The organism is Legionella rowbothamii, from assembly GCF_900639985.1.
Taxonomy (GTDB): domain Bacteria; phylum Pseudomonadota; class Gammaproteobacteria; order Legionellales; family Legionellaceae; genus Legionella; species Legionella rowbothamii.
This window is the reverse complement of sequence record NZ_CAAAIM010000010.1, coordinates 106076-132730: the sequence shown is the minus strand read 5'-3', so window position 1 is coordinate 132730 and position 26655 is coordinate 106076. Positions and strand designations below refer to the sequence as shown.

Below are 26655 nucleotides of genomic sequence, written 5' to 3'. Positions count from 1 at the left end.
GCGCTATAAAATTATTAATCCAGCATGATAAAGCAGAATATTATTTGTACGATGTTCCCCCAGAGCAAATGAATCTCTCTAAGGAACATCCCAATGTTCTGAGTTGGTTGATGCTTAAGAATAATGAACAATCTTGTGAAGTAATAAAAATTCTAAAACGTATGCTCATTGATTTATCAGTTAAGAAAAATAAAAAAGCAGACGCTTTTCTTAATCTATTGACTCGAGTCTATAATGTTGAACACTGTATTCCTGTGTTAGAGCCTGTATTAGAAGGTATTATTCAAGACCCTCCAAAGTCATACTCATTATTACTCTCATTTCTTCAAAAAAAGATTCAGCCAGAACTTTTGGCTCGTTGCATTAATCCACCAGATTTTTCACCGCCATTTTGGAAATCAGCACAACTCAAAGATTGGGACGCAGTAAAAAGATGGAAACAATTAGGGGCGAATTTAACCCGATGCGATCAAAATGGAAACACGCTCATGATTTTAGCAGCGTTCGAGTGTCTGAACGATATCAAATTATTTCGCTATTTGAAAAATTCAGGAATAGACCCAGATCATTTATCTCAGCAAAGTAATTGTTCAGCAGCTCATGCGGCTGCATTCATGGGCTGCGTTCCAGTTCTTAACGCGCTTAAAGAAGTCGGGGCTAATCTGAATATTTTAGGAGGTATATCAAAAGAAAACCCCCAGGGATTTAGACCTATCTATCCGGCAATAATAGGAGGGCACCTCGATGCAGTTCGTTTTCTAATAACTCATGAAGCCTATTTACCCACGTTATTTGATTCAGAATTATTTAGAACGACCTTTGTTCCTCAGCAATCCATGAGGGCTAATAAAAGCAAGAGAATACACGATGCATTAGAAACAAAAATAAGAGAAAGTTACCAATCACAAAGTATTTTATTATTTCCGCACGAGCAGGCTCTTTTTGGTGGACATCAGGGAATAGAAGCCTTACTTTTAAGATCTTCCTCTTATCAAAAATTAATAGCAATCTCACAAATAGGCTTTTGGGGGTCAACAAAACCTGGCGTTAATCAGGATGAAGCTGAATTAGTGTCTTTGCCTGCGTTGCAGTAGTAACCCCCGGCCGAGATCTTGGTAAAAAAGGACACCGTCAACTAAACTCGTTACCTCTTGGAACTAATCCGTATTGCGGTGTGGAGTTACCATCGATTTAATGACAGCTACCGAGATGTTTCAGAGCGTTTATTATCTCGAGGCATTGCCGTGAGTTATGAAACGATACGTCCATGGTGTATTAAATTTGGCTCTCATTTCAAGAACGTCATTAAAAAGCGCGCGCCTAGACCATCGGATAAATGGCATTTGGATGAGCAGCAACTGGGAAAAGGAGTCGAACATCGCTCGCACAAGGGACTTAATAACCGGTTAGAGAATGCTCATCAGCCCACGTGCAGAGCGTCATCGCGCTCATGGGAACCATTAGAAACCTCTTTGCGGGGGCAGCGGGGTACTACACCCATTCAGCTTCATATCGGAAAATCCAATTTCATAAAGTCCAAGAAATTTGGCGCGACGCAGCTTATGAGATTCTTTGCGCCTAAAATTCGACAAATCTACTCTTTTGTAGATTCAAAAGTTTAGTTGACGATGTCGTATACCCGTATAAAGCAAAAGTTTAACAATGAGCATAGAAACGATATCGTGAGACTCCCAAACTGCTCTGTAAACGAGTCTGATTTCATCTTCAGTGGCTCCATAAGGTAACCGTTTGGGGGTGGTGGTGACTTCGATATTAAGATTTTCTCTTACAAGCCTGAATACATCCCGAAGATAATCATAATTTGGGTTCTGTCCCTTTAGCATGTATGCCGATTATTTTGAGACAAATTTGAAGTCCTAACCTAAGCATAGTTAAGTCAAGAATTAGTGGATCGACATTTTTAACTACTCTTAAAAAAGATTGCACCTGATATTGAAATATTAGAACAATCTAATATAATGACCCTATGAATTCATTAATAAACACTAGCCTTGAAGTGATGAAAAATAATGCTTCTAAGGCTGAGCAATTACTTAAACTTTTAGCCAATTCCAAAAGGCTTCTCATTCTATGCTATCTCCTCAAACAAGAATGTACGGTGGGCGAACTAGAACCTCTTGTGGGCTTGTCTCAGTCCGCGCTGTCACAGCATTTAGCTAAAATGAGACGCGAAGGCGTACTGTCGGTAAGAAAAGAAGGGACTCGAGTTTATTATTTTATTAGCAAACCGGAAGTGGAAGCAGTTTTATCAACGCTATATTTAATTTATTGCAAAGAATAAGAATTATTCCATTTATTAGAATGATCTAATGTTATATTTAAGGATTTCCGTCATGTTATTAAATAATATTTTCCTAAAAAAACACATGGCTTTTATTATGCTAACAAGTGCATTGTCGACTTCTCTTTGCGCAGGACCGGTGCCTATCTCATATTCTAAAGCGATTCAGCTCGCGCTCGCTAATAATCCTAAAATCCACGCAGCAAAAGCCTCAATAGAAGCGGCAGTCGGAGCCTCAAGGCAAGCAGACAGTATGAGTTGGCCGCGATTAGGGCTTGAAGTAAGTGGGGCACGCACTGATAATCCGATGACTGTATTTGGTTATAAATTAAGTCAGGGAAATGCCAGTTTTGCTGACTTTGGCGCGAATCAATATACGGGACTAAACACCTTATATACCAAGCCACAAGCATTAAACCATCCAGGATATTATAGTAATCTGGATACGGCCTTTAAACTAAGTGTTCCTATTTACTCCGGTGGACGAATAATAGCGCAGCAAGCACAGACGCGTGCTTTAGTTGCATCCGCACAACGCGGAAATCAACAAGCTCAAAATCAACTGGCATATGAGGTCTATGCATCCTACGAGCGCTTTCTAACTGCTAATCAGCTGGTAGGTGTCGCTCAAAGACAGGTTGCTCGAGCAAAGGAGTTTCTATCAACAACCAAGGACCTAAAAAAGCAATCGATTACCTTAGATAGCGATGTATTAATGGCGGAAGCTTACTTAAACAGTTCACTTCTTGGTCTATCTAATGCAAGAACTCAAACAGAAGATGAGCTTGATGGCTTTAGAACGCTGCTTGGTAGTCCCGAAAGCATCTTTGTACCCAGTCGGCACACAACTTTGAGCGCAAAGACAAAACTCAACTCTTTATTGATGACACAAACAATCAATGAGAATCCCTCAATTAAAACCCTTCGTGCTCGTCTTCAAGCAGAAAAAGCGGCAGTTGCTGCCTCTTTGGCGCTCTATAAGCCCCAAGTGTCGATGGAATTAAGGCATGATTGGAATGGCAATACTATAGGCTCAGGCCTTCCATCAGATACCATTGCGCTAGGGGCTAACTGGACTTTATTTAGTGCAGGTGAGCGAGCTGGTGCTGTCCAGGTAGCAAGTGCGAATGCAAAAAAAATTCAATTTGAGCTTGATGAGCAACGAAATCAGCTGCGTTTGCAATTAAAGCAAATACAACGTGCCGAGCGACAAACTCGTTACGAATTGCAATTAAGTCGACAAACAGCAGATAAAGAAGAGGCGGTCATCCACAAACTACAGCAGCGCTTTGGTCGTGGACTGGTTCCTCTAAGTGCCTTATTGGAGAGTCAGATGAAGCTCACACAAAGTAAAGCACAAGAACTGCAAGCGCTTCATCAATTAAGAGTGCATGAAGCCCACTGGCTGATGCTCAGTAATCAACTAATTTCCAAAGCGATAAAAAGCGCATAAATCGATTGTATATCGGGAGACCATGGTGAAGGATGTATTTTATTCCAAAAATAAGCTCAATAAAGCGGGGCAATTGGCGCTAACCTTTATTCAATCTAAGCTGACTCTGTTACTGATTATGGGTATTCTGTTGTTTGGCGTACTTGCCCTAGAGCGCACACCGCGAACTTATAATCCTGAAATCATTGTTCCTGCAATAACTATTTCTGTAAGTCGACCTGGCAGTGACAGCCAAGAAATGCTTCATCAAATTGTTCGTCCGTTAGAAGGTCTAATGGCATCTATTCCTGGTGTTGAACATACATACGGGATGGCCATTGATGATAGCGCTATGGTTACGGTTCGCTTTAAAGTTAATGAAAATGAAGAGGCGAGCTTGGTTAAGGTCTATAACCAAGTCAACAGCAACATGGATAAAATACCCCAGGGTACTTTAATGCCGTTAATCCGCTCTATCAGTTTGTACGATGTCCCACTTGTGACACTGACATTACATGCTAAAGGTGCAAATCCAGTTGCCTTACGAACGCTTGCCGATAAAGTCTTGGAGGAATTGCGCGCCGTACCTCAAGTGGGGAAAAGCTGGGTAATGGGTGCATCACCTCAAGCTATTCGTGTCTGGTTGAACCCAAAGCACATGGCAGAACACGCCATTTCAATTGCTAACATTCAACAAGCTTTGTCTATTAATAACATCAGTCTTGACGCAGGAACATTAGAGCATGAATTAAGTGAAACACCGCTTCGTATCGAGGGCTCACTAATTACCAATGAAGACTTAGCCAACATTATTATTGGAACTGATGGGGCCAAACCTATCTTATTAAAAGATATTGCGACTATTGAAAAGGGGCCTCAAGATGAGACTATTGCTTCCTATTTTGCCTATGGAGCACACGGCCAATTGAAGAATGCAGATATAGAACCTGCAGTAACCATTGCTCTTGCACGTCAAAAAGGAAGCAATGGCGTTGATGTAGCAAAAGCTCTTTTGAATAAACTCGAGCAATTACAAAACAGTCAGCTCATTCCAAAAAATATCGATGTCTCAATCACTCGCAATTATGGAGATGAAGCTAATGATGCAGTGAATACTTTGGTCGAGCACTTAGGGATTGCGATTCTAAGTGTCGTGGTATTGCTGATGGTGTTTTTAGGATGGCGCGAAGCATCAGTGGTTGTTTTTTCTATTCCCTTAATTTTGTGCCTAGTACTTGGTATTGGCTGGCTATCAGGCCAGACTATCAATCGAATTACTTTGTTTGCGCTCATTCTTTCATTAGGCCTCTTAGTAGACGATAGCATTGTGGTGATTGAAAACATTCACCGCCATATTATTAAGGGAGTGCAAAAAAACTTTACCCGTTTGGTTATTTATGCAGCCAATGAAATTGGGAAGCCAACGATTATTGCTACCTTTACAGTGATGCTGGCGCTCCTGCCTATGGCTTTTGTCGGTGGAATGATGGGGCCGTTTATGGCGCCTATACCTTTTAATGCACCATTGGCAATGATTGTATCCCTCTTTATTGCCTATAGTGTGGTTCCTTATCTTGCTTATCGTTGGTTAAGAACTAAAGCTAAAAAACAAATGAATGAGCATCATCAGAACCATAGCACCTGGTTACAACGAGCGTATCTTGTATTATTCAAAGGATTACTTAACTCATCGAAAAAAAGACATCTCTTTTATTTTATCATTGTAGTATTGCTTTTTGCGGTATTGCTTCAACCTGCCTGGCAATTTATTCGCCCTGCGGGTCCTAATGGACCGCTAAGCCCGCTTGGGGTTGAAATTAAAATGCTACCTGATGACAACGTGAATACCTTTTTAGTGTCCGTTGATGCTGGAGCGAATGCTAACTTAACAACAACAAACGAGTTGCTCAGCAAAATCAGTGCAACCATCCAAAGAAATCCTTACGTCACCGACTTGGAGTTGTATCTAGGAGAGTCAGCCCCAGAAGATTTTGCCGCTCTGGTGCGAGGAGATAATCTATTAAGAGGGAGTCAATTTGGTCAAATACGCGTGAATTTGGTGAACAAACATCATCGGTCTATTGGCTCGCACCAAATTGCAACACAGGTATACCAGGGACTAGTGCCTGTGCAAAAACAACATCCCCAAAGCCATATCAAGCTTTTTGAAAGCCCTCCTGGGCCGCCTGTGCGCTCACAAATGGAAGCAGGTCTCTACGGGTCTAATTACAATGAATTGAGGTCTGTCGCTAATGAAATAACCTCTGAAGTGTATCCCAAAATATACGGTATGATAAATATTGATAACTCGGTGACTGAAGACACCAGTCAGTACCGTATCGAAATCAATCATAACGTAGCCATGCTAGCCGGTTTAGCCCCCCAAACGGTAGCAAAGGAGGTGAGTGCTTTGTTCAAGGGTATTTCCATCGGAAATGCTCATGAACCCAATGCCAGAGAGTCAGAGCACATTATTTTACGTCTGCCGCAAAAGGCGCGTGAGGATGCTCAGGTACTTAATCAACTGTATCTAAAAAATCAGCAACAACAATTAATCCCTCTGGCGCAAATTGCAGCCCTACATGAAGATAAAGAGGAAAAGCCCATCTTCACTAAAGATCAAACGCCCGTTGTTTATGTAACCGGTGAAGTGTTGGGTTCGAGCCCTGCTTATGCAGTTACTTCTGCGACAAAGATGCTCAAGAAGCCACCCTATTCAATGGGAGTTGAAAATTTAGGGTTTCATGAATCACAGCCTAATCGCTTTGCTACAAATCAACTCTTTTGGCTTGGTGAAATGCGCCTGACGTTAGATGTTTTTCGTGATTTAGGCTCAGCCTTTATTGTAGCTATAGTCTTGATTTATATTTTACTAACGGCTTTTTATCAGTCGTTTTTTATTCCTTTAATTATTATGGGGGCTATACCCTTAACCATCATTGGCGTTTTTCCTGGACATTGGTTAATGAACCAACCGTTCACTGCCACGTCCATGATAGGGGTCATTGCTTTAGCCGGAATTGTTGTTCGAAACTCGCTGTTACTCATCGATTTTATTTTAGAGCACCAACATCGAGGTTCTTCTATAACAGAAGCCGTTATTGAGTCAGGTGTAGAGCGAATTCTACCGATTGTCTTAACAGCACTTGCTATTATTCTGGGCTCCGCTGTAATGTTATCCGATCCTGTCTTTGGCGGCCTTGCTATTTCTTTGATATTTGGTTCATTTGCTTCAACAGTACTTACCTTGTTTTTAATTCCATTAATCTATTTAAGTTGGTGGAAGCGTACCCATTAAATTAGTATTAGGAGAATAGATGATGACTATTGAACGTATTATTCGAATTGTCGCTGGTGCCTTTGTTTTGATATCACTCGCGCTAGGCGTTTCGACCAGTCCAGTATTTATAAGCGCTAATTTTTTATGGTTTACTGTATTTGTAGGAGCTAATCTTTTTCAAAGTGGATTTACAGGACTTTGTCCTCTTGAGATGATTTTAAAGAAGTTTATTGGGTAAGAATTAGTATTCAGATATAAAAAAATAACGAAGTAAAATAAATAGGAACTAGTGTTATGAGTGATTCAATCCATATTGTTTGTCCTCATTGTCATATAACAAATCGTTTGTTTTCAGCACGATTAACCGAGCACCCTAAATGTGGGAAGTGTCAAAAATCACTCTTTGATGGAAAGCCTGTTGCGCTAGATGAAGCACAATTTGATCTTCATTTCAGGAAGAATGATATTCCATTGCTTGTTGATTTTTGGGCTGAGTGGTGTGGTCCATGTAAAATGATGGCGCCCTATTTTGAAGCGGCTGCACAGATGCTTGAGCCAGAAATTAGACTTGTTAAAATTAATACGGAATCAGAACAAGCATTAGCCGCTCGTTACCAAATTCAAAGCATTCCTACTTTAATGCTATTTTCTCACGGAAAAGAACACGGCCGACACTCCGGGGTAATGAGTGCTCAAGACATTGTTCGCTGGGTTAAACAATATTTTTGAGTTTTGCGTTAGGGCGCCAGTTTCGGAGCGCTAGGCCTAGTTGGGCATCAACTAAAAAGAGCCCATACAGAATCTAATGATAGGGATTTTAGCTTATCTTTTTCAGCCATTGAAAGGGCAACTGAAGATCTAACAACCGTCACTCTTATTGAGACTACGGAACAAGTATTATCCTGTCTTTATAAAGAAAAATACAATCTAATTGATAATAGAAATCAGGTTCTCGGATCCATTTTTAATCAATTTAGCCCATTTAGGAATAAGAAATTGGCAAAAATCGACAAAAAAATTGAGATTATTGATATAGAAATGTACTCTCTTGAAGCTCGAGATCTTCCCTCAGAGGAAGACTTAAATAGCATAGTTGAAAAAGCTCAACATATTAACAAAGTAAAAAACATTCAAGATAAAAAAATACTCATCATTCTTTCATCCTATACAATTGCAATTAAATTATGGTCAATTATCGAAGACATAAACAACAATTAAGGTACCAATGTGCATACTGTCAAACAAGAGAACCAGAAATTGGTGGTTATAAGATTTTTCACATTGATCACTATAAACCAAAGAATAAATTTCCTAAGCTAATAGATGATTATACAAATTTAATTTATTCCTGCCCTAGTTGTAATAATTATAAAAAAGATTATTGGCCTAGGAGGGCTGATTTTCTCATGAAAAAGGAAATAATATATCCCAGGCCACCGGAAGAGATAAATAAGCATCTTGATATTTCAGATATTCAATGGAAAGCCAAGACCAGGAAGGGAAGTTGGAATATTGAAAAATTAAATCTGAATTCCGAAATAAATGTAACGCGACGCAATGATAGGATTAGGATTCGAAATATAATATTGAGGCTAAAAAAGATACTGGAAGATTATAGGCGTGATCCAAAGTATCATGAAAAACAAGCGGAATTTGACAATGAAATATTTATGCTTGAACAATAAATTCAGACATTAGCTTCCAAAATATCGCGCCCCTTAGAATAACTAATAGGGGTTTTATCCAAATAACACACTCCAGACGGTAGTAACACGGTATTTGTTCTTGTTGTATTTTTATGCAGTACACGCAAGTTCAGGCTGATAACACGCACCTGTTGCCCTGATAGCCCAGATGATTTGTGCATTTTTATTGGCTAAAGCGCCCGCTGCGTTATTGGCCCATGCTGAAGCTTTTTACGAACAACCCATTGGCTCTTCGTATCGGTTTTATTATCACAGTAGCGCGTCACAGTGGGTGCCCCCTGGAATGTTGTTTTGGAGTTAACCCAAGCCATGCGGATACTTCACGGCCATTTTTAAATACATTAGGGTCGCCAATACTGGCCACTATTGCCGAAGCAGTCATGGGACCAATGCCTTCAATTTTCATCACCTCACAACATAAAGGATTGCTCATCGCTTGCGCTTTGATTTCCTGGTCATAAAAGACGACTTCATTATCGGTAGCTTTAAATTGCTCATAAAGTCGGACAAATAAGGCGTACGTCGTACTACTTAAATGAGCGCTATGGTCATTCAATCGCTCCATTAGTTGACGAACTTGACGAATACCTTGTGGAAGAATGATTCCGTATTCATTCAATAAACCTCTTATCTGATTGGCCTGGGCTGTTCGTTGTTTCACTAACAGCTCTCTTACTCGGTGCACCATCAATACGTCTTGTTGACAGCCGTTTTTACTGCAACAAATTTCATTTCTGGACGCGTGACTGCTTCCGCTATTCCTCAGCTCTTTCGAGTTGGTATATTTTTTTGGGGATGTACTTCTTCATTAAATCCAGTTTTCATTTGCAGTAAAAGCTATGGTTAGCCAACGTCTTGGGGAATCTTCTCCAATAGCCAATGCGATTTCATTACGAATTTCATCCAAGGTTTCAATGTTTGAAATTGGAAAATTCATGGGTAGTACTATATGTATTTCAATAAACTGTGCACGTCCTATTTTTGCAACGTAGCTTGTATAGGTTTTGAAATTACGCTGTTTTATAAGCTGCTCTAAAAAATCTCTTATTTTTTCATCAAGCTCCAAGGGGGCCATGCGAAATATGTCGCGCAGTGCATCTCGGACCGTGGCCATAGGCACAAAAATCAAACAAGCTGTAAGACTCGCCAAAATAAGGGGATCGATGTAGGGGGTAAAATATCCGTAGACCCCACCATGCAACAACGCGGCGATACCAAACGCCAAAAGGAGAGATGAGGAGATCAATCCAGACATTAGCCAACTTTGAATGTCTAATCGTAAGAATTCGGACTTGATTTTTCGGTTTGTTTTAATCAAGTAAAAATACATGCCGGTGGATAAAAAAAAGACCAAAAGAGCAAACACAAATGCCCAATCAAAATTCAACTCATGCCCACCAGACATTAAACTGCCTATGGCATTTATCATCGCATAAGCACAAAGAAGTATTAGAATACTACCATTCAAAACAAGAACCATAGGTTCAATATGCCAGTAACCGTATTGAAATCTCCGGTCCCCTGTTCTTGTTAAAAGCCGGGCAACAAAAAAGGCCAAGGTTGACATAACGGTATCAACCATATTAAACATACCGTCAAAGACAATCGCCAATGAGCCCGACAATAGCCCAAATAAAATACCTACCACCGCTAAGATAAAGGTAACAGCTATTGATATTTTAAGCACTCGCCGTTCATGACGCCCCTCGTGTATTTGCATTTGAGTGATATCCTGATGTTAAATAATGCTTATCTTTGTATATTATTGCTTCAAAAGTTCTGGGTAAATCTATAAGCTTGTATTCGTAGGGTCCTTCACATAATAACAACTTCTGTTTTCTAATTATTGCGGTAAGTTTTTTTCGCACATTAACGTTGTTTTCGTTTGATTCTGCACTTTGGCGGGAATAATGGAGCAATACTTTTTTGCTGCAAACTCAGAATCAATTCATCACTAGGAAACAAAATGTGTTCTAGTTAATTGAACTCCTGTCTTATTGCATTAGACTTCTCTGTTGGCAGTAGGCTAATTTTCGATAATATGATTACTGAGCTCATTATACCATTGTTTTCTCAATGATGGGATATTCCGTGCATCAGTAATCCGTTTTTTTGTTGAAGTAATAAGGATTTTTATTTAAATTTAATTGCTGAAACACTTGAGTACGTGCGTCTGGAGGATCTTATTGAATTCCTACTAAAAGCACCTTAGCGCGAGCATTATCAATAGAACATTGATTGATTTTTTTCTGAAATTTATTCTTGATTAATTGCTTGCGCTAAATTTAAACACAATAATGCGGTTTTTTTTCAACGCATATGAGCCATCCTTTATTGCAAGCTAATTTTTTTAGAAAGTTATCGATAATAGCTGTTGTCGTATATTGGACAGAGCCAGTATTATATAATGCAATTTGCAGATGTTTCATTACTTTCAACAGTTCTTTTAGGAATAAATTTCTTAAAGAACTGAAAAATATTAGTTGGTAAAGAGTTATTTCCTGCTGTGTTTGTTGAGGAGGAAAGCTGATTTTTCTCTTCTTTTTCTATAATAAGTTGCTTAATATAATTTGATTTAACTGATGCTGGGGCAAGGAATGACAAAATTGTAGCAACGTTATCTGCAGGCAAAGGCTCTGCGGCCTTATTTGTTCTTCCTTTTGTAGCAAAAGAAATCATGGGTGCTAAAGCTCTGGAAAAATTGGATTCTCCGTTGTCTCTCCAATTAAAACGTTCCGGTTCCTTAACATGGTTTTGCATGGTGTTAAAGAAATTATCTGTTGTTTGTACCTTCTTAAATAATTTATTTTTTTCAACGTTGATATTTTTTACATGAATAGGTATCGCGCTTAAAATTTCAATCACTTCACTGTGTTTCTTTTTATAAAATTTGTTATCACCTAAAGAAATAGACGTAACATTCTTTGGAATGATAGCAAAGGCCTTCTTTAATGTGGCGGTATCCATTTCCCCCAAGCCATTATTACTCAAATTAATAGAAGTTATGTGAGAAGGAATCGCTTCAAACAGTCTTGATAAGTCCCGTGCTTTAATTCGATGAAGGTTATTAGAGCTAAAATTCAGTGTCGTAACTCCTTTGGGAAGAGAATGCATAAATCTGATTAATGAGTCAATGCCTCTTCCTGCAAGGAGCATCCCACTAAAATCAAGCGTCTCTACCGTCTCAGGAATAGTACCCAGGATTTTTTCCAATTCATCATCATTTTTATTATCAAAACCAGGAACTAGGCCAAAGTATTCATTTAATGTTTCTTGCTGCAAATTATTATAAAAATTATCTGCATATAAACTTAGCGAAGTTAAGTGTTTGGGAATATTCTTCATTAGAGCGATTAATATTGTTGTTTCTATTCTGCTCAGGCCGTTTCGTTCTAAATTTAGAGTAGTTACATTAACAGAAATCGACTGGAAAATTTCAACGAATCTATCATCCGTGCTTTTTTCATGCAAATAATTTCCACCAAGATTAAGGGATTTTAAATGAGCTGATAACAGAGCTATCGCCTGAATTAATTTGTCGGTCGGTATTATATCTAGTCGGTTATCACTTAAGTTCAGCTCACTAATATTACCGAGATTACCTTGACCTTGATTCGTCTCAGAAATGAAAATTAATTCAAAATCAGCTTTTCTTAAATAAAGTTTGTTATCTCTTAAATCAAGAGCATGTAGCTTATCTCTATTCGCCAGGGTAGTCAAAATCGTTGACAGAGCAGTGCCACTTTTATGCCCCAGATTATTTCCATCCAAATGAATATGAGTGATATTGGTATGAAGCCCACTTAAAGCTTGAATCAATTCATCTGTTTTCAATAGATTTAAATCATTATAACTCAATTCCACTGAGGTAACCCAGCCAGGAATAGCCTTTAAAATGTCCCTTACTTCCTCCGCATTTCGAGTGCCCAATTGAAGAAAACTTAAATCGAGAGCAACAATATAGTCCGGTATCGCCTGGAAAATTTCTATTATTTGCGAAACGCTTTTTTTCTTAAGGGCACTAGAAAAATTAAGCTTGGTGTAACCCAACTTGGTATTTTGCACATTGTGGATTAACTTACTTTGTTTTGCACTTTTTATATAATACGTCATCTTATATTCCCTGTTGATTTTCTTTTAAGGACTTGAGGCGTAAATTATACACAAAGAATTTTTTTTATCCATATCGTGGTATAGATAATGGCTTTAAATTAAAGTCATAATAGATGGATCGGGTTGTTAGGTTGATGAACTCATTACATTGGTCACAAATAGATTTAAAACAAGGCCTGCTTCATGTGGTTCGTTAAAATTGGAATCCCAGCCACCTTCTTTTTGGTCCAGAGATTAGAGCGCTGCGTCAATTAAAAACGCGATTACCCAGAAACAGATTATGTTTTTATGACGGAGCGCAAAGCGCCCATTACTACAGATACTTTCAGAAAAATTATCGCTAGGGCAGGGGACAAAGCAGAACTTCGCTTGGCGATACACCCTCATATGCTTCGTCACTCAACAGGCTTCAAATTAGCTAATGACGGTTGGGATACTCGCAGTATTCAACATACCATAAGGTACACAGAAATTGCTTCTGTAAAATTTAAAGAATTTTGGGATGATTAATTAATGCACGGAAATTTCGACGGCTAGCGTTTAGAACCTCTATTTCTGAAAAACTCGCGCCCAGTAATTTGAGCCACCATAGAACTCCATAACAATCGTGCATTGGGGAAAATTAGCAACATATTCAGTTAACTCAGTTCGTTCAATGCGTTTGTCTGCTGCAACCGAGATTCTTTGCGCCTGAAATTAGGATCCAGCTCCTTTTTACATCACTAATAGTTTACTTGACGGTGCTGCTTTAGCCAATAAGAATGTACGAGCCATCTGGGCTATCATGTCAACCGGTGTGTGTTATCAGCCTGAGGTGGCGTGTACGGCATAAATAGAACAAGAATAAAACTGTGTTACTACCGTCGGGAGTGTGCTTAAGGTAAAACACTAAGTGATAGCAAAACAGGTAGGACCTGCTCTTTCAAAACCTAACATCGTCATGGGCTCAAGAAGCCGATTAGTTGATGAGGAGAAAGAGCGCAGAGACTATCAGGGCTCATGAGCTGACTAGGCACTGTAACAAGAAGCCGTATACATGGCTGCATCTCTATCTCGCTTGCTAACAATTTATTGAATTACTTCTTGCACCCAGGTCTGGGTCCATACATGACGATGCCGGCTCTAAGGTTTATCTACTTGTATAACTCCTCTTATTCTCTTCAGATGCAGAGGGGCTTTTTTGCTTATTGTTACTCGACATAAATAGATATGGATTAGACGATACCTCAAGGGTAGAAGAGGATGGGGCATTAGATGCTGTCGAGAATGGATTAAAAATCCTACTGGATGGCTCTGTTTGGAAAGGAGGCATTGCCGGGGGTATATTTTGGCCCAATAGTAAAAATAATTCTTGATAAGATAATATTGAAGCACAGGGATTCTGAACGTACGGTGTTTCTGTATTATTGGCATTAACTAAAGGTAACGCTGCTTCACTACTTGAACCTGTAACTATTTGCCCCGAATCACGCTTTATTTTTTTGCTCTTTACTGTAGAAGAAGATGGCGCATTAGATGTTGTTGGAAACGGACTAAAAAATCTATTGAATGATGGAGGCATTTCTGTGGGTATACTTTGGCCAAATGGTAAGAATAATCCTGGATAGGGTAATATTGAAGCATAGAGATTCTGAACGTGCGGTGTTCCTTCATTATTGGCATTAGCTCTCGTTAAAGGTAACGCTGATTCATTACTTGAACCTGTAACTATTTGCCCTGAGTCACGCTTTATTTTGTTCTGTTTTGACTCGGCTTTCGTGCTCTTTACTGTCGTCCAAGGTTCCATACTAAAACTAAGACATTTCGGTAAAACATCTGTACACTCTTTAGCTTGATATAAAAATATTTTTGATTCATTAGATACCCTCGTAGTAGGATAGATAAGTGGCTCAGAAAATTTTGAAAAGAAAGGAGACATATCATTTTCTAAATAGTGAATAAGGCAATCCGTTAACTTATATAATGTTCCATTTGGTATTTTAATGTCCGCTAAATTAATAGCAAGAACGCCATTGACATTGAGTGCGTTATAACTCACCCACACACTTTTGTATAAAAACTCGGTGACCCACTCATTTATCGTAGGATATCTGAGATGCGATTGATTTTCTCCATGATACAATTCTTTTTTGAAATAAGGTGGAGAATATGCTACGAGGTCATTTTTCTCACCACCTGGACAAAGTTCTTCCTTGGTCAAATCTTCCATAGGTTTATCGTAAAGATACACAGTGGTTTCATGATCCGGATCATAGGTATCATAAATTTGCTGAGTTGCGTTGAGTAACTCTTCATTGGGATCCGTTTGTATGTATCGCTTAATACTAGGAGTTGCTAATGCTCCAACCAATCGGTCTCCCCATCCTCCGCATAAATTCAAATAATTGGTTATAGATACTCGAGAGTCTAATTGAGTAATATAATAGGTCAAATATTTAATGCTTGCAGGTCGGAATTGTGAAGGAGCTATGTCACTACGGTGTTGATCAAATAAAGTCGGTTTAATGCAATCGTTTTTTTTCAAAAAGGAAAGTATTCTTCCAATTAAAGAAGACGAACTCCAATATTGGAAATAAGTTACGTTTTTTCCTTCTTTTTTACAAGAAAATCTGAATTCTTCCATAAAATAGTTTGATGACTTTCGCCCTTCATTTGAGCTCAATGTTAAACAGCCAGGGTCTATATCTTTTAATCTGTTGAAATCCTCTTTGGATTTTTCTGCACTTAATTTGGTGGAGGGGATCGGTACATTTTTATTTATTTTTTCAATATAAAAGCGAATAGCAATGGCATAATAAATCAATAATTTGATATCGGCATAGTCCTCTCTTTGTTCTAATTCAGCAATGGCTGCAATACATTTCCTTACATACGTATTGTCAACAATGCGTGAGGAAACATCTATAGACTCAATGTCATCCCAATTATCATCTAATAAAATAGATTTTAAAATTTTATTAAGGGAATCAGTTCTTAATAAATCATCTAAGGACGTAATTAATGGCTTAGCATGACTTACAAATAAGCCCATATTTTTCAAATTGAATTTTTCCTGCCAGGAATCCCAAATATCAAATTTCGTTAAAAAAATCTTCAAATCTATTTTATTTTGCATGTTTTTACACCAAAAAAAGAGGAATATAACAGAACTAATTTAGTTAGAAATTGCGAAAATTTTTTCTTTTCCAATCCTCTAGGTTGTCCTATTACGGGTTAGGGTAGGTTCAAATTATACATGAAGATAAATTAAAAGGCTCTGTTGCAAAAAAGAATGAATTGATAATATCTTAATTTTTTGCAACAGAGCCCTCGTGAATAAGCTGGCTAAATACAGGCACATCGAGTCGCTCATGCACCAGCTCTACTGTGGTTTGCTGAAAATCACTAAATTTTAATTTAACAAATAAATTATGGATGCCTAAGGGATCTGCTCGTTCAATACATCCCTCCAAACGAGTCATTAGCTCGAGAAGTGCAGCAATACAGGTGCCCACATCAGGTAAGTCCTGTAAATATGTTTCTTCAACACTAATGGATTTACGAATGCGCTCAGGATTCACCGGGCGCTCATCAATCCCTCTGGCTAACTCATATAAGCGATGCCTTATGAGACTGAACGAGCTGACTAATGCGTCTTAAGAGCACCGTCAACTAAACTTTTGTTCTAGACTGCACTTTATTTAAGGGAAGAATAGGATGTTAGAACGGAAGCCGAAAAAAGTTACACAAAACCAATTCGTCAGATGGGTAAAGGAGTCGAACATCGCTCGCACAGGGGACTTAATAACCGGGTAGAGAATGCTCATCAACCCACGCGCAGAAAAGAAAAATGCTCGTTCGCTTTAAATCACCAACTGGAGAGCAGAGCGTCATCGCGCTCATGGAAACCATTAGAAACCTCTTTGCGGTGGCAGTGGGGCGCTACACCAATTTAGCTTCTCATCGGAAAATACAATTTCATAAAGCCAAAGAAATTTGGCAAGAGGCGGCTCACGAGATTCTTTGCGCCTAAAATTCGACAAATCAACTCTTTTGAATATTCAAAAGTTTAGTTGACGATGCCATTTGAAATAACGGAAAACTCTATCTATATTTTATAGCGTCAGGGTGATAAAAATAAAAGGATTTATTTGTGAAATTGTTTCAGACTCGTTTGTTTTCTCCATGCATTTTTTGTGCCTATTGGAGGGTGTCTATTTATGCGTTAGCGCAAGAAAAAATAGAGGTTGTTCTTTTAATTGATGTCTCTGGGAGAACGAGACCGAATGATCCTAGAAGTTTACATGCTCCTGCAACTCGCTTATTAATTAATCTCCTTAAAAATAAAGTACTGCTTACGGTTTTTACTTTTGCCACAACTACGGAATTATTAGTTATTCCAATTAATTTAAATACAGAGATACACTTATCCTCAAAAGATACAGAAATAACCTCTGCAGAAGAAAGATCATCAAAACCATTCATCAACTTATTTTTTGCTAATGGCCTAATGCTATTGATCGTCTTATCCATGATAGCCGGTTTTTTCTATAAAAAAAATCAGCACATTTTTAAAGGAAAAATGGATACGCTAGGAGGTAATAATGACATCTGATACTTTATTTCCCATGCTAATGCTTGTCGTTGTCTTATTAACTGTATCGCTAATTATCTTTTTTGTTACTAAAACCCTAGCAAATCGTGCCAAAGTAAAAACATTATCTGTGACACGAAAAAAAGCTGAAGAATATATAGAGAAAAATGCATCGGAGCTTGGCCCAATATTAGCCAGCTTTTACGGCGAAAAAACAGAACATTATTTAAAAAATATTAAAAAACAAAATCAACTTTTTTGTGACCAAATTATTTCGTTGATGATGGAATATAAGCCAAATATCATACATACGCTCACTGGAACTCTGGAAACAATGCATGGAGCTTATATTAATACTTTTTATGAGGCATCACAGACTCATCTTTCTTTAACCAAAGAATTGCAAAACTCTTCTCATTCTTTGGATCATATCGATCAGGAAATAAAACAAGCGATTTTAATGATGGCAAAGTTATGCCATCAAGAAATCGATGAGAGCACACTTGATGATATTTATGCTGCAAAAAATTTTGTCGTTGATTTTAAAGAAAAAATAGAAACCGCTTTCATAGAAAATAAGACTCTGACTGAAGAATCTTCCCAATATTTAGACTTAATTGAACAGCTGCGGATAGAGAAAAAAGACATGCGTGAAACAATTAGCCAAGCATTGCAAGTCCTAGAGCAAATTTATCACACATATCAATCAGAATTAAAACTTCCCGAGAATATCGCACTTAAACAGTTTGATTATGATGCTTTGGTGGCCACTTTTAAGTTAAGTAAACCATGAAAAATGCAGGAGGGCGCAAGTAGAAAAAATGAATGCAAATAAAAAGATTTTGATCGTTGATGATTTTGCTACTGATAGAAAACTGCTGATGGGCATGGAGTTATGCCAATGCTGATTTATTTAAATTGCCTTTTATTTTGCTTACAGCAGAAGACGATGTCGGATTAAGGGTCGAGCCCGAAAAACATTATGTAAATGCATATATTCTTAATTGATTTAAAATTGATGTTATTGAGGCGAAATTGTAAAGTATATTTACTGTACATATAGGTTAATTATATTAATAATGTGTAAGTTAAGTGAGCTATATCATGGATAATGATGAAGATGATGAGATTATTAAAGAGTTTTTAACCGAATGTATGGAGCATTTAGATAATCTTGAAAATGATTTCGTTGCTTTAGAACAAGCCCCTACAAACCCGAAACTTTTATCCGCTATTTTTCGGGCGATGCACACTATTAAAAGCGGTGCAGGCATGCTGGTTTTTCCAAACTTGGAAAGGTTAACTCATGCAGCTGAGAGTTTATTAGTCTTACTACGCGATAAGAAAATGGTGCTGGATGCCCCATGCACAACGGCTCTTTTGCAAACAGCTGATGTCGTGAGAGGAATGCTTAAGTTAATTGAAACCACAGGCAAAGATGGAACTGAAGAACATACGACACTTATCCAACTGCTCAATGAGTTACGCACAGGGGGTAATACATTGCCACTAAACGTGGAGAAACCCTCTCAAATAATGACAGAACAAATCCTAGATCAAGAACAACCTGAAGAACCCATTCAGAGAATCCAAGAGCCAAATCTGATTGCCGAATATGCCGTATCTGAAGAAATACAAGAAGAAAAGGACGAGAATAATGAGGGAGGCGAGGAACTGGAGGGTATTAAAGATAACAGCGCTTTATGGAATGGAGACACGCCACAAATCGATGATGTAAAAAGAACTTTAGCAGATAACACCATACGCATCAACGTGGATCTCTTGGATAAACTGATGAATCTTGTTGGAGAGCTAGTTCTCTCTCGCAATCAACTACTGCAATTTATTTCCATGCAATCCGACTCCAACTTCATCGCTGTATCGCAGAGGCTCAATTTAATTACTTCCGAATTACAAGAAGGCGTAATGAAAACTCGCATGCAGCCCATAGGAAATGTTTGGGGAAAATTTCCACGAGTTATTCGTGTTTTAGCAAACACCTGTAAGAAGCAAGTTAATTTGACCATGCATGGAAGAGAAATTGAATTAGACAAAAATTTAATTGAGGCAATTAAAGATCCGCTCACCCATATAGTCCGTAATTCGGTGGATCATGGTATTGAACTTCCTGAGCAACGTAAATCCCAAGGAAAACCTGAAACAGGAACGCTAAAACTTACAGCATATCATGAGGGAGGATACGTCAATATAGAAATCACTGATGATGGTGCAGGAATATCCCCTGAAAAAATTAAATCTAAAGCATTAGCAAAAGGGATAATTACTAGTGAACAAGCAGCGCGCTTGAGTGATCGAGAAGCATATAATCTTATTTTCCTTCCTGGTTTTTCAACTGCTGAGCAAGTCACGAATGTTTCTGGTCGTGGGGTCGGAATGGATGTGGTACGTACCAATATAGAACGGATTAATGGCAGCATTGACGTACAAAGTAAAGTAGGTTGTTTCACCACGATAAAAATTAAAATACCGCTGACTTTGGCAATTATCCCAGCACTAATCATTACCTGCGGAGATAGTCGCTATGCGATTCCTCAAGTGAACTTGCTTGAGCTGGTTCGTTTGGACAAAGAACAAATCAAAACAGAAATTCAATACATCAAAGATACGCCTATTTATAAGTTACGCGGCAAATTATTACCTTTAGTTTATTTGGAAAAAGAACTAAAGGTAAGTAATGAGCGTTCTTTAAATCACGATGATGAGTCTACCTATATTGTGATTCTGCAAGCAGGTGAATCACAATTTGGCTTGGTTGTCGATGACATTAATGACACGCAAGAAATTGTGGTCAAACCACTTAGCAAATTGTTTCGCAATGTTTCTGTATTTGCTGGTGCTACCATCATGGGTGATGGGAACGTTTCTTTGATTCTGGATGTCATTGGCCTGGCCCATAAGGCAGGGCTCTTATCTGCGAATATGAAAGCAAGTAAATCAACGCAGAATAACCTGGCTGATGCCCAGCATGGGGAAAAGCAAACATTATTATTATTGCGTTCAGGAGAAAATAGTTTGATTGCAGTACCGCTAATTAAGGTCAATAGGATAGAGGAGTTTTCAGAAAAAATGATCGAAAAAGCGGGCAAACAAGAAGTAGTTCAATATCGAAATTCCATTATGCCTTTAGTTAGACTTGATGCGGTAATTAATGGCGCTTACTCTTCCGAACCACAAGAAAAAATACATGTGATTGTCTATTCCAATGCACATCATAATTTCGGCCTCATTGTGGATCATGTCTATGACATAGTCGAAGGGGTGTTCCCCTTACATCAACATATGATTCGCAAAGGTATTATTGGAACTACCGTAATTGAAGATAAAGTGACTGAAGTAATCGATATAGAAAACATTATTAATATTGCGCTACCTATCTACAAACAGATAGCCGCTATTTAGAGAAAGACTATGACTAATGAACGAAAAATATGCACTTTCTATCTGGATAACTATTTTTTTGGAGTCGATGTTTTTCAAATTCAGGAAGTCATTCGTTACCATGAAATGACCACGGTACCTCTAGCCGATCAAACCATTAGTGGATTGATTAATTTACGTGGGCAGATTGTCACTGCGATTGACATGCGTAAACGATTGGATTTTCCCATGCTGGAAGAAAATCAAAAGCCAACCAATATTATTGTACGTACTGACGATGGTGCAGTGAGTCTCTGGGTTGATGATATTGGGGATGTTATCGATCTTTCTGCAGATACTTTTGAATCCCCTCCTGAAAATTTACAGGGGGAGATTCGTACCGTATTGAAGGAAGTTTGTAAATTTGAGAATAAGCTTTTATTGATTTTGGATATAGGACAAGTTTTAACATTAAATTAAGCCGACGTACTTGTGAAGCAAAAGGAGTGTACATGAACAGCCCAGAAGAAGTAATGGATGCAGGTAGATTACCAAAGTCTCCAAAAGGAAATGGTAAAGCAGTAAAAAAAGAAGAATACAGTAAAGCAGAAATGTTACAGTTAGAAAATGATGCTCTTTTAAAAATTATAAACTCAACCTGCATTGTATCCACCGCGGATAAGCGTGGCAATATATTAGATGTCAATGAAAAATTATGTGAAGTTTCTCAATACAGTAAAGAAGAATGTGTTGGCCAACCACATAATATATTTCGCCATCCTGATATGCCTAAAACACTTTTTAAAGACTTATGGAATAGCATTGGCGCTGGAAATATTTTTAGAGGAAAAATTAAAAATAAGAAAAAAGATGGCTCCCCATATTACGTTGATGCAACTATTTGCCCTGTCTTAGGACGCGATGGAAAACCGATTAAATATGTAGGCGTTCGCTACCCTATTACCGATGAAGAACTAGAACGCCAAAACATGCTGGCCATTTTACAGGCGCTCGATCAAACTTACGCACTTATTGAATTTGATACCAAAGGCAATATTCAAAAAATCAATGAGAATTTCTTAAAAACACTAAAATACGAGCTTCCTGAAATTATTGGCAAACATCACAGTATATTTATCGATCCCGAATATGTAATAACACCAGAATATGCGCGTTTTTGGGATGATCTTGCTCATGGGAAAGCATTTAATAATGAGTTTAAACGAATCGCCAAAGATGGATCCATAGTCTGGATACGTGCTGTTTACACTCCTGTTCGCGATGAAATGAATCGTGTATCTAAAGTGGTAAAAATTGCAACCGATATTACGGAACAAAAAGTTAGAGAAGAGCTTGAACGTCAAAACATGAGCGGAATTTTGGATGCCATCAATCAAGCTTATGCTTTTATTGAATTCGACACGAAAGGCTATGTGCAAACCGCTAATGAAAATTTTTTGAAAACACTGAAATACGAGCTTTCTGAAATTGTTGGCGAACATCACCGCATATTTATTGATCCAGAATATGTAAAAACACCAGAGTATGCATGTTTTTGGGATGATCTTGCCAATGGTAAAACATTTAATAATGAGTTTAAACGCATCGCCAAAGATGGCTCTGTGGTTTGGATACGCGCAGTTTATACGCCAGTGCGTGATGAAAAGAATCGCGTCACTAAAATAATCAAAATCGCTACGGACATTACCGCTCAAAAAGTAGACGAACTCGAACTTGTAGAACGAGTCGGTCTTATTTTAGGCTTTGTTCATGACGCAATTCAAGGAAACTTAACGGGCACTTTAGAAGTCAAAGGGGATAAAAAACCTGCGGATCAAATCTGTGATGCCCTGAATAAATTCTTTTTACAATTGCGCAATATGATGAAATCCATTTCAGATAGCGCCTCTGTATTAGCTACCTCTTCAGAACAATTAGCTGCCGTCGGCCAGCAAATGTCTGCGAGTGCAGAAGAAACCTCGGCTCAATCCAGTCTGGTTTCTGCCGCATCAGAGGAAGTCAGTGCCAACGTGCAAACAGTTGCAGCTGGAGCTGAGGAGTTGAATGCCAGTATTAAAGAAATTGCTAAAAGTGCGGTTGATGCGGCGCGAGTAGCTAATCAAGCTGTGACTGTGACCGAAGAAACCAATAATACCATTATCAAATTAGGTGAAAGTAGTACGGAAATTGGTAATGTGGTTAAAGTAATTACCGCAATCGCGCAACAAACAAAACTATTGGCGTTGAATGCCACCATTGAAGCTGCGCGTGCCGGTGAGGCAGGTAAAGGTTTTGCCGTGGTTGCCAATGAGGTGAAAGAGCTTGCTAAAGAAACAGCGAAAGCAACGGAAGACATTAGTTCTAAGATCGAGGCAATTCAAGGAGATACCCAAAATTCTGTAGAAGCTATTTCTAAGATCAACTCGATCATTAAAGAAATTAATGAAGCCCAAAACACCATAGCAAGTGCTGTAGAAGAACAATCGGCAACCACCAGTGAAATTGGACGCAATGTTTCAGAGGCCGCGAAAGGCAGTGCTGAAATTTCGGAAAATATCATGAGTGTGGCTCAAGCAGCGCAAGAAACTGCCAACGGCTCATTAAGCACCCAACAATCTGCTGAGGAATTATCAAAGATGGTAGATAACCTACAACAGATTGTTGCGCAATTTATTTATGAATAATTCACTATCCGTGTTGAGGAGAGGAAATGAGAGTCTTATTAGTTGATGATTCGAAAACGGCAAGATTATTATTAATTCGCATCTTTAAGGAGCTGGGTAATTGGGATATTTATGAAGCAGAAAATGGACAGGAAGCGTTAGACTTGCTGTCCCAAATAGACAATATTGATCTTGCGTGTATCGATTGGAATATGCCAATCATGAATGGCTTGGATTTTTTAAAGGCTGCTAAAAAACATCCTAATTTTTCTGAAACATGGATGATGATGGTCACCACCGAAACAGAAATGGAAAATGTAAGAAGAGCAATGGTATCCGGTGCTAATGAGTACGTGATGAAACCGTTTACCAAAGACGTCATTATGGCTAAGTTAGAAATGATGGGCCTGTCTTCCTAAATTATTTAACTAATGATGCAGATTACTTGCAGGGGAGACTTGTGTGAAAAAAATAAATCTGATTATGGTTGATGATTCTGTAGTGATTCGGCGCTTAGTTGGTAATTTTCTGGCTAAGGATCCAGAAATAGATCTGATTGCAACGGCTGTAAATGGAAAAATAGGGCTTGAAAAAATCAATCAAATGAAGCCTGATGTGGTCGTTCTTGATATTGAAATGCCAGAAATGGATGGATTAGAAACGCTTATAGAGATTAGGAAACAACACCCCACGCTTCCAGTAATTATGTTTAGTTCTTTAACGAAGGAAGGTGCTGAAACCACACTAGCTGCATTAAATTACGGCGCGAATGATTATGTGACTAAAGAGGTAAGCGGCTATTCCATCAAAGATAATTTAAACATGGTCGGAGATGAATTAATTTACAAAATTAAAGAATTAACAAGACCCAAACTGGATTTAAAAACACATAAAATAAACTTGGCTCCTAAAAGTTCAATACCAAAGAAGCAAATTAACATCGTTGCTATTGGAACCTCAACAGGTGGGCCCAATGCATTGAAACAAGTTATTCCTGCTATTCCCAAGGATTTTCCTGTGCCTATAGTTATCGTTCAACATATGCCTCCTATGTTTACTAAAATTCTTGCAGAAAGCCTTTCTAAAGACAGCCAGATTCCAGTAGTTGAAGCACAAGAAGGAGACATCTTAGTTCCAGGTAAAGCCTTGATTGCGCCTGGTAATTATCATATGTCCCTTGCTCTTGAAGGCAAGCATTATGTAGTGCAGTTAAACCAAGATCCTCCAGAAAATTATTGCCGGCCTGCAGTAGACGTATTATTTCGTTCTGTAGCCCAATATTTTGGCGGGAATACTTTAGCAGTGGTTATGACCGGAATGGGGCATGACGGTTTAAACGGATGTAATTTAATTAAAGAAAAAAATGGTCAAATCATTGTGCAAGATGAAGCAACGAGTATTGTTTGGGGTATGCCAGGTGCAGTAGCCGCGGCCGAGCTAGCAGATGAAATCGTGTCATTAAATAATATTGGTTCTGCTATTAATCAACGTGTGAATCGAATAAGAAGAGATTATGGACAATAACAACTTTGAATTTATTAGACAGTTTATTAAAGCTGAGACAGCAATTGTTCTGGAGCCTACTAAAGAATATCTGGTTGAATGTCGGTTAACGCCTATATCTAAGGAATTGGGCTTCGCTTCACTTGATGAACTCATTCACGCTTTTAAAAGACAGCCTCGGGAAGAAATAAAATTAAAAATCATTGATGCTATGACGATTAATGAGACCTTATTCTTTCGTGACATTCATCCATTTGAATTATTAAAAACTAAAATTTTTCCCGAACTAAAAGCTAAAAAATCCAATAAAAAAGTGGATATTTGGTGCGCTGCCGCATCCAGTGGCCAAGAGCCTTATACCATTGCCATGATTTTAAAAGAGTTATCCTCTCAATTTCAGGGCTGGAGCATTAATATTATAGCCAGTGATATTTCTGAGAAAATGCTTGCTAAAGCGAAAGAAGGCCTTTATAACCAAATGGAGGTCAATCGCGGTTTACCGCTAACCTATCTCACTCAATTTTTTGAAAAAAAAGGACCTAATTGGCAAATTAATAAAGAAATACGCGATATGGTTACCTTTCAGAAAATCAATTTAATTAATCCCTGGGCTATTCCCAAGATGGATTTAGTATTCATGCGTAATGTTTTAATTTACTTTAATATCGACACTAAAAAAGAAATCGTTAAACGGGTTGAAGCAACATTAAATCCGGAGGGATACTTGTTTTTGGGAGGTGCAGAAACAACGATTTGGATTAATAATCAATTTGTGCGAGTAGGTATTGATAAATTTCCATGTTATCAATTAAAACAGAACATTTAATTTTAGAGATCAAGGAATAGATTATGTCGATTGCAAGCACTCCTGAAATTTGGCTAACCGCCGCAGTGGATGCGGTCAATGATTTTGTTATAAATGGTCTAGGGGATCAGGATACGGAAGTGTTCAGTCTCGAATATTCACGAATTCAAAATCCGAATCAACTTTCAGGCTCTTATCTGATGCTCGATTGTGGCACATACCAAGTTGAAGTGGGTTTGTTAGTAGATTTAGAAAACTTAAATCAGATAACACGCAAAATGCTTTCTTTATCTTCTAAAGAGAAATTGGATAAAGAGCAAATGAGCGATGTTTTAAATGAATCAATCAATATTATTTCCGGCGGAATTAAATCCAGACTTAACGATCATATTGAAGGTGGCATTACTTTAGGATTGCCTCGTTTTTTAAAAAATACTGAGGAATCTCGAAAAATAGCTATTCTTTTACAATATGTATCTATTGGTGATTTACGTCTAAGTATCTCGGTAAGTATTATGTGAGGTGAAACATAAGCCATAACGAGGAGATCAATCAAGTTAAGAACGGCTGTGTTGCAAGAAAATCCATTGTCTATACTTAGCTAATCAAAAGTATGGAGTAATGCATGGAGAAATATCACCCAGTGGATTTTAGGTTTTGTCGCGGAAAATTTACCAGACCAAAGCTAGGCAAACGCTGGGCGAATTTATGCTGCAAGTCCGTAAAACTGTTCGAAAAGGGACTGGTTTCCTGCCTTCAGATGCTGTTCTTTTCGAAGCATATAGTGGAGTTCAATGCCTGATAGATTGAAAGGCCTTAAACCCCTTCATGGGTTTTGTGATTTTCTTGATGAACCGGTGATCCTGCTCCACGATGTTGTTGAGGTACTTGACCTGTCTG

General features: G+C 38.3%; 23 protein-coding genes and 4 pseudogenes. 21 read left to right on the top strand and 6 right to left on the bottom strand.

Annotated elements, in window-relative coordinates; genetic code table 11:
* The 10 genes and pseudogenes from E1P08_RS17245 to E1P08_RS17530 form a co-directional block, all read left to right on the top strand.
* A partial coding sequence (locus E1P08_RS17245; protein ID WP_165485202.1) for an ankyrin repeat domain-containing protein occupies positions 1–1094 on the top strand: 1094 nt, incomplete at its 5' end.
* Between the two features lie 66 nt (positions 1095–1160).
* Positions 1161–1290, top strand: a pseudogene (locus tag E1P08_RS17825) (IS6 family transposase); the annotation flags it as partial.
* A gap of 697 nt (positions 1291–1987) precedes the next feature.
* Positions 1988–2302, top strand: coding sequence for an ArsR/SmtB family transcription factor (locus E1P08_RS14895; protein ID WP_133137785.1), 315 nt, complete (start codon positions 1988–1990; stop codon positions 2300–2302).
* A 52-nt stretch (positions 2303–2354) separates the two neighbouring features.
* Entirely contained in the window at positions 2355–3755 is a 1401-nt protein-coding gene (locus E1P08_RS14890) for a TolC family protein (protein ID WP_165485201.1), read from the top strand.
* 22 nt (positions 3756–3777) lie between these two features.
* A complete protein-coding gene (locus E1P08_RS14885) occupies positions 3778–7032 on the top strand; it encodes an efflux RND transporter permease subunit (protein WP_133137783.1) in 3255 nt (1084 codons plus the stop codon).
* A gap of 19 nt (positions 7033–7051) precedes the next feature.
* Positions 7052–7252 (top strand): YgaP family membrane protein, encoded by a 201-nt coding sequence (locus E1P08_RS14880; RefSeq protein ID WP_242602492.1) that lies wholly within the window; start codon positions 7052–7054, stop codon positions 7250–7252.
* 56 nt (positions 7253–7308) lie between these two features.
* Positions 7309–7743: a thioredoxin TrxC gene (gene trxC, locus E1P08_RS14875; RefSeq protein WP_133137782.1), complete on the top strand. Its 435-nt coding sequence runs from the start codon at positions 7309–7311 to the stop codon at positions 7741–7743.
* A gap of 267 nt (positions 7744–8010) precedes the next feature.
* Complete coding sequence (locus E1P08_RS14870; protein WP_133137781.1) at positions 8011–8232, top strand: hypothetical protein; 222 nt, start codon at positions 8011–8013, stop codon at positions 8230–8232.
* Positions 8199–8378 (top strand): annotated as a pseudogene (locus E1P08_RS17820) (HNH endonuclease); the annotation flags it as partial. The gene E1P08_RS14870 and the pseudogene E1P08_RS17820, both read left to right, overlap by 34 nt.
* Before the next feature lie 42 nt (positions 8379–8420).
* Positions 8421–8699, top strand: a complete 279-nt coding sequence (locus E1P08_RS17530; protein WP_242602491.1) for a hypothetical protein — start codon at positions 8421–8423, stop codon at positions 8697–8699.
* 283 nt (positions 8700–8982) lie between these two features.
* Here the strand turns inward: E1P08_RS17530 and E1P08_RS14860 are convergent, their stop codons facing one another.
* From E1P08_RS14860 to E1P08_RS14850, 3 genes are all read right to left on the bottom strand, one after another.
* Positions 8983–9381, bottom strand: a complete 399-nt coding sequence (locus E1P08_RS14860) for a transposase (RefSeq protein WP_165485200.1) — start codon at positions 9379–9381, stop codon at positions 8983–8985.
* 147 nt (positions 9382–9528) lie between these two features.
* Positions 9529–10440 (bottom strand): cation diffusion facilitator family transporter, encoded by a 912-nt coding sequence (locus tag E1P08_RS14855; protein WP_133137778.1) that lies wholly within the window; start codon positions 10438–10440, stop codon positions 9529–9531.
* A gap of 680 nt (positions 10441–11120) precedes the next feature.
* A complete protein-coding gene (locus E1P08_RS14850) occupies positions 11121–12833 on the bottom strand; it encodes a leucine-rich repeat domain-containing protein (RefSeq protein ID WP_133137777.1) in 1713 nt (570 codons plus the stop codon).
* A gap of 288 nt (positions 12834–13121) precedes the next feature.
* On the opposite strand from E1P08_RS14850, the gene E1P08_RS17525 reads away from it, so the two are divergent.
* Positions 13122–13343, top strand: a complete 222-nt coding sequence (locus tag E1P08_RS17525; RefSeq protein ID WP_242602490.1) for a tyrosine-type recombinase/integrase — start codon at positions 13122–13124, stop codon at positions 13341–13343.
* 619 nt (positions 13344–13962) lie between these two features.
* On the opposite strand, the gene E1P08_RS14840 is transcribed toward E1P08_RS17525, so the two are convergent.
* Together E1P08_RS14840 and E1P08_RS14835 are read right to left on the bottom strand one after the other, a co-directional pair.
* Positions 13963–15948, bottom strand: a complete 1986-nt coding sequence (locus E1P08_RS14840) for a hypothetical protein (RefSeq protein WP_133137776.1) — start codon at positions 15946–15948, stop codon at positions 13963–13965.
* Positions 15949–16138: 190 nt separating this feature from the next.
* Positions 16139–16462 (bottom strand): annotated as a pseudogene (locus E1P08_RS14835) (DinB/UmuC family translesion DNA polymerase); the annotation flags it as partial.
* 200 nt (positions 16463–16662) lie between these two features.
* Between E1P08_RS14835 and E1P08_RS17815 the strand changes: the two are divergent.
* The 10 genes from E1P08_RS17815 to E1P08_RS14785 all read left to right on the top strand — a co-directional run bounded on the left by E1P08_RS17815 (position 16663) and on the right by E1P08_RS14785 (position 26276).
* Complete coding sequence (locus E1P08_RS17815; RefSeq protein WP_133137775.1) at positions 16663–16845, top strand: transposase; 183 nt, start codon at positions 16663–16665, stop codon at positions 16843–16845.
* A 120-nt stretch (positions 16846–16965) separates the two neighbouring features.
* Positions 16966–17427: a hypothetical protein gene (locus E1P08_RS14825; protein ID WP_133137774.1), complete on the top strand. Its 462-nt coding sequence runs from the start codon at positions 16966–16968 to the stop codon at positions 17425–17427.
* Positions 17417–18199, top strand: coding sequence for a hypothetical protein (locus tag E1P08_RS14820; RefSeq protein WP_133137773.1), 783 nt, complete (start codon positions 17417–17419; stop codon positions 18197–18199). Before E1P08_RS14825 ends, E1P08_RS14820 begins: the two co-directional genes overlap by 11 nt.
* A gap of 311 nt (positions 18200–18510) precedes the next feature.
* Entirely contained in the window at positions 18511–20826 is a 2316-nt protein-coding gene (locus E1P08_RS14815; RefSeq protein ID WP_133137772.1) for a chemotaxis protein CheA, read from the top strand.
* A 9-nt stretch (positions 20827–20835) separates the two neighbouring features.
* Positions 20836–21264 carry a chemotaxis protein CheW gene (locus tag E1P08_RS14810; protein ID WP_133137771.1) on the top strand — a complete coding sequence of 143 codons (429 nt, stop codon included), beginning with the start codon at positions 20836–20838 and terminating at the stop codon, positions 21262–21264.
* 32 nt (positions 21265–21296) lie between these two features.
* Entirely contained in the window at positions 21297–23468 is a 2172-nt protein-coding gene (locus tag E1P08_RS14805) for a methyl-accepting chemotaxis protein (RefSeq protein ID WP_133137770.1), read from the top strand.
* A 26-nt stretch (positions 23469–23494) separates the two neighbouring features.
* Positions 23495–23866, top strand: coding sequence for a response regulator (locus tag E1P08_RS14800; RefSeq protein ID WP_133137769.1), 372 nt, complete (start codon positions 23495–23497; stop codon positions 23864–23866).
* Between the two features lie 43 nt (positions 23867–23909).
* Positions 23910–24971, top strand: coding sequence for a protein-glutamate methylesterase/protein-glutamine glutaminase (locus E1P08_RS14795; RefSeq protein ID WP_133137768.1), 1062 nt, complete (start codon positions 23910–23912; stop codon positions 24969–24971).
* Entirely contained in the window at positions 24961–25776 is an 816-nt protein-coding gene (locus E1P08_RS14790) for a CheR family methyltransferase (RefSeq protein WP_133137767.1), read from the top strand. The genes E1P08_RS14795 and E1P08_RS14790 overlap by 11 nt, the downstream gene beginning before the upstream one ends.
* A 23-nt stretch (positions 25777–25799) precedes the next feature.
* On the top strand, positions 25800–26276 hold the full coding sequence (locus E1P08_RS14785; RefSeq protein ID WP_133137766.1) for a chemotaxis protein CheX: 477 nt from the start codon (positions 25800–25802) through the stop codon (positions 26274–26276).
* Positions 26277–26558: 282 nt separating this feature from the next.
* On the opposite strand, the pseudogene E1P08_RS17810 reads toward E1P08_RS14785, so the two are convergent.
* Positions 26559–26654, bottom strand: a pseudogene (locus E1P08_RS17810) (DDE-type integrase/transposase/recombinase); the annotation flags it as partial.
* Position 26655: the final 1 nt, after the last annotated feature.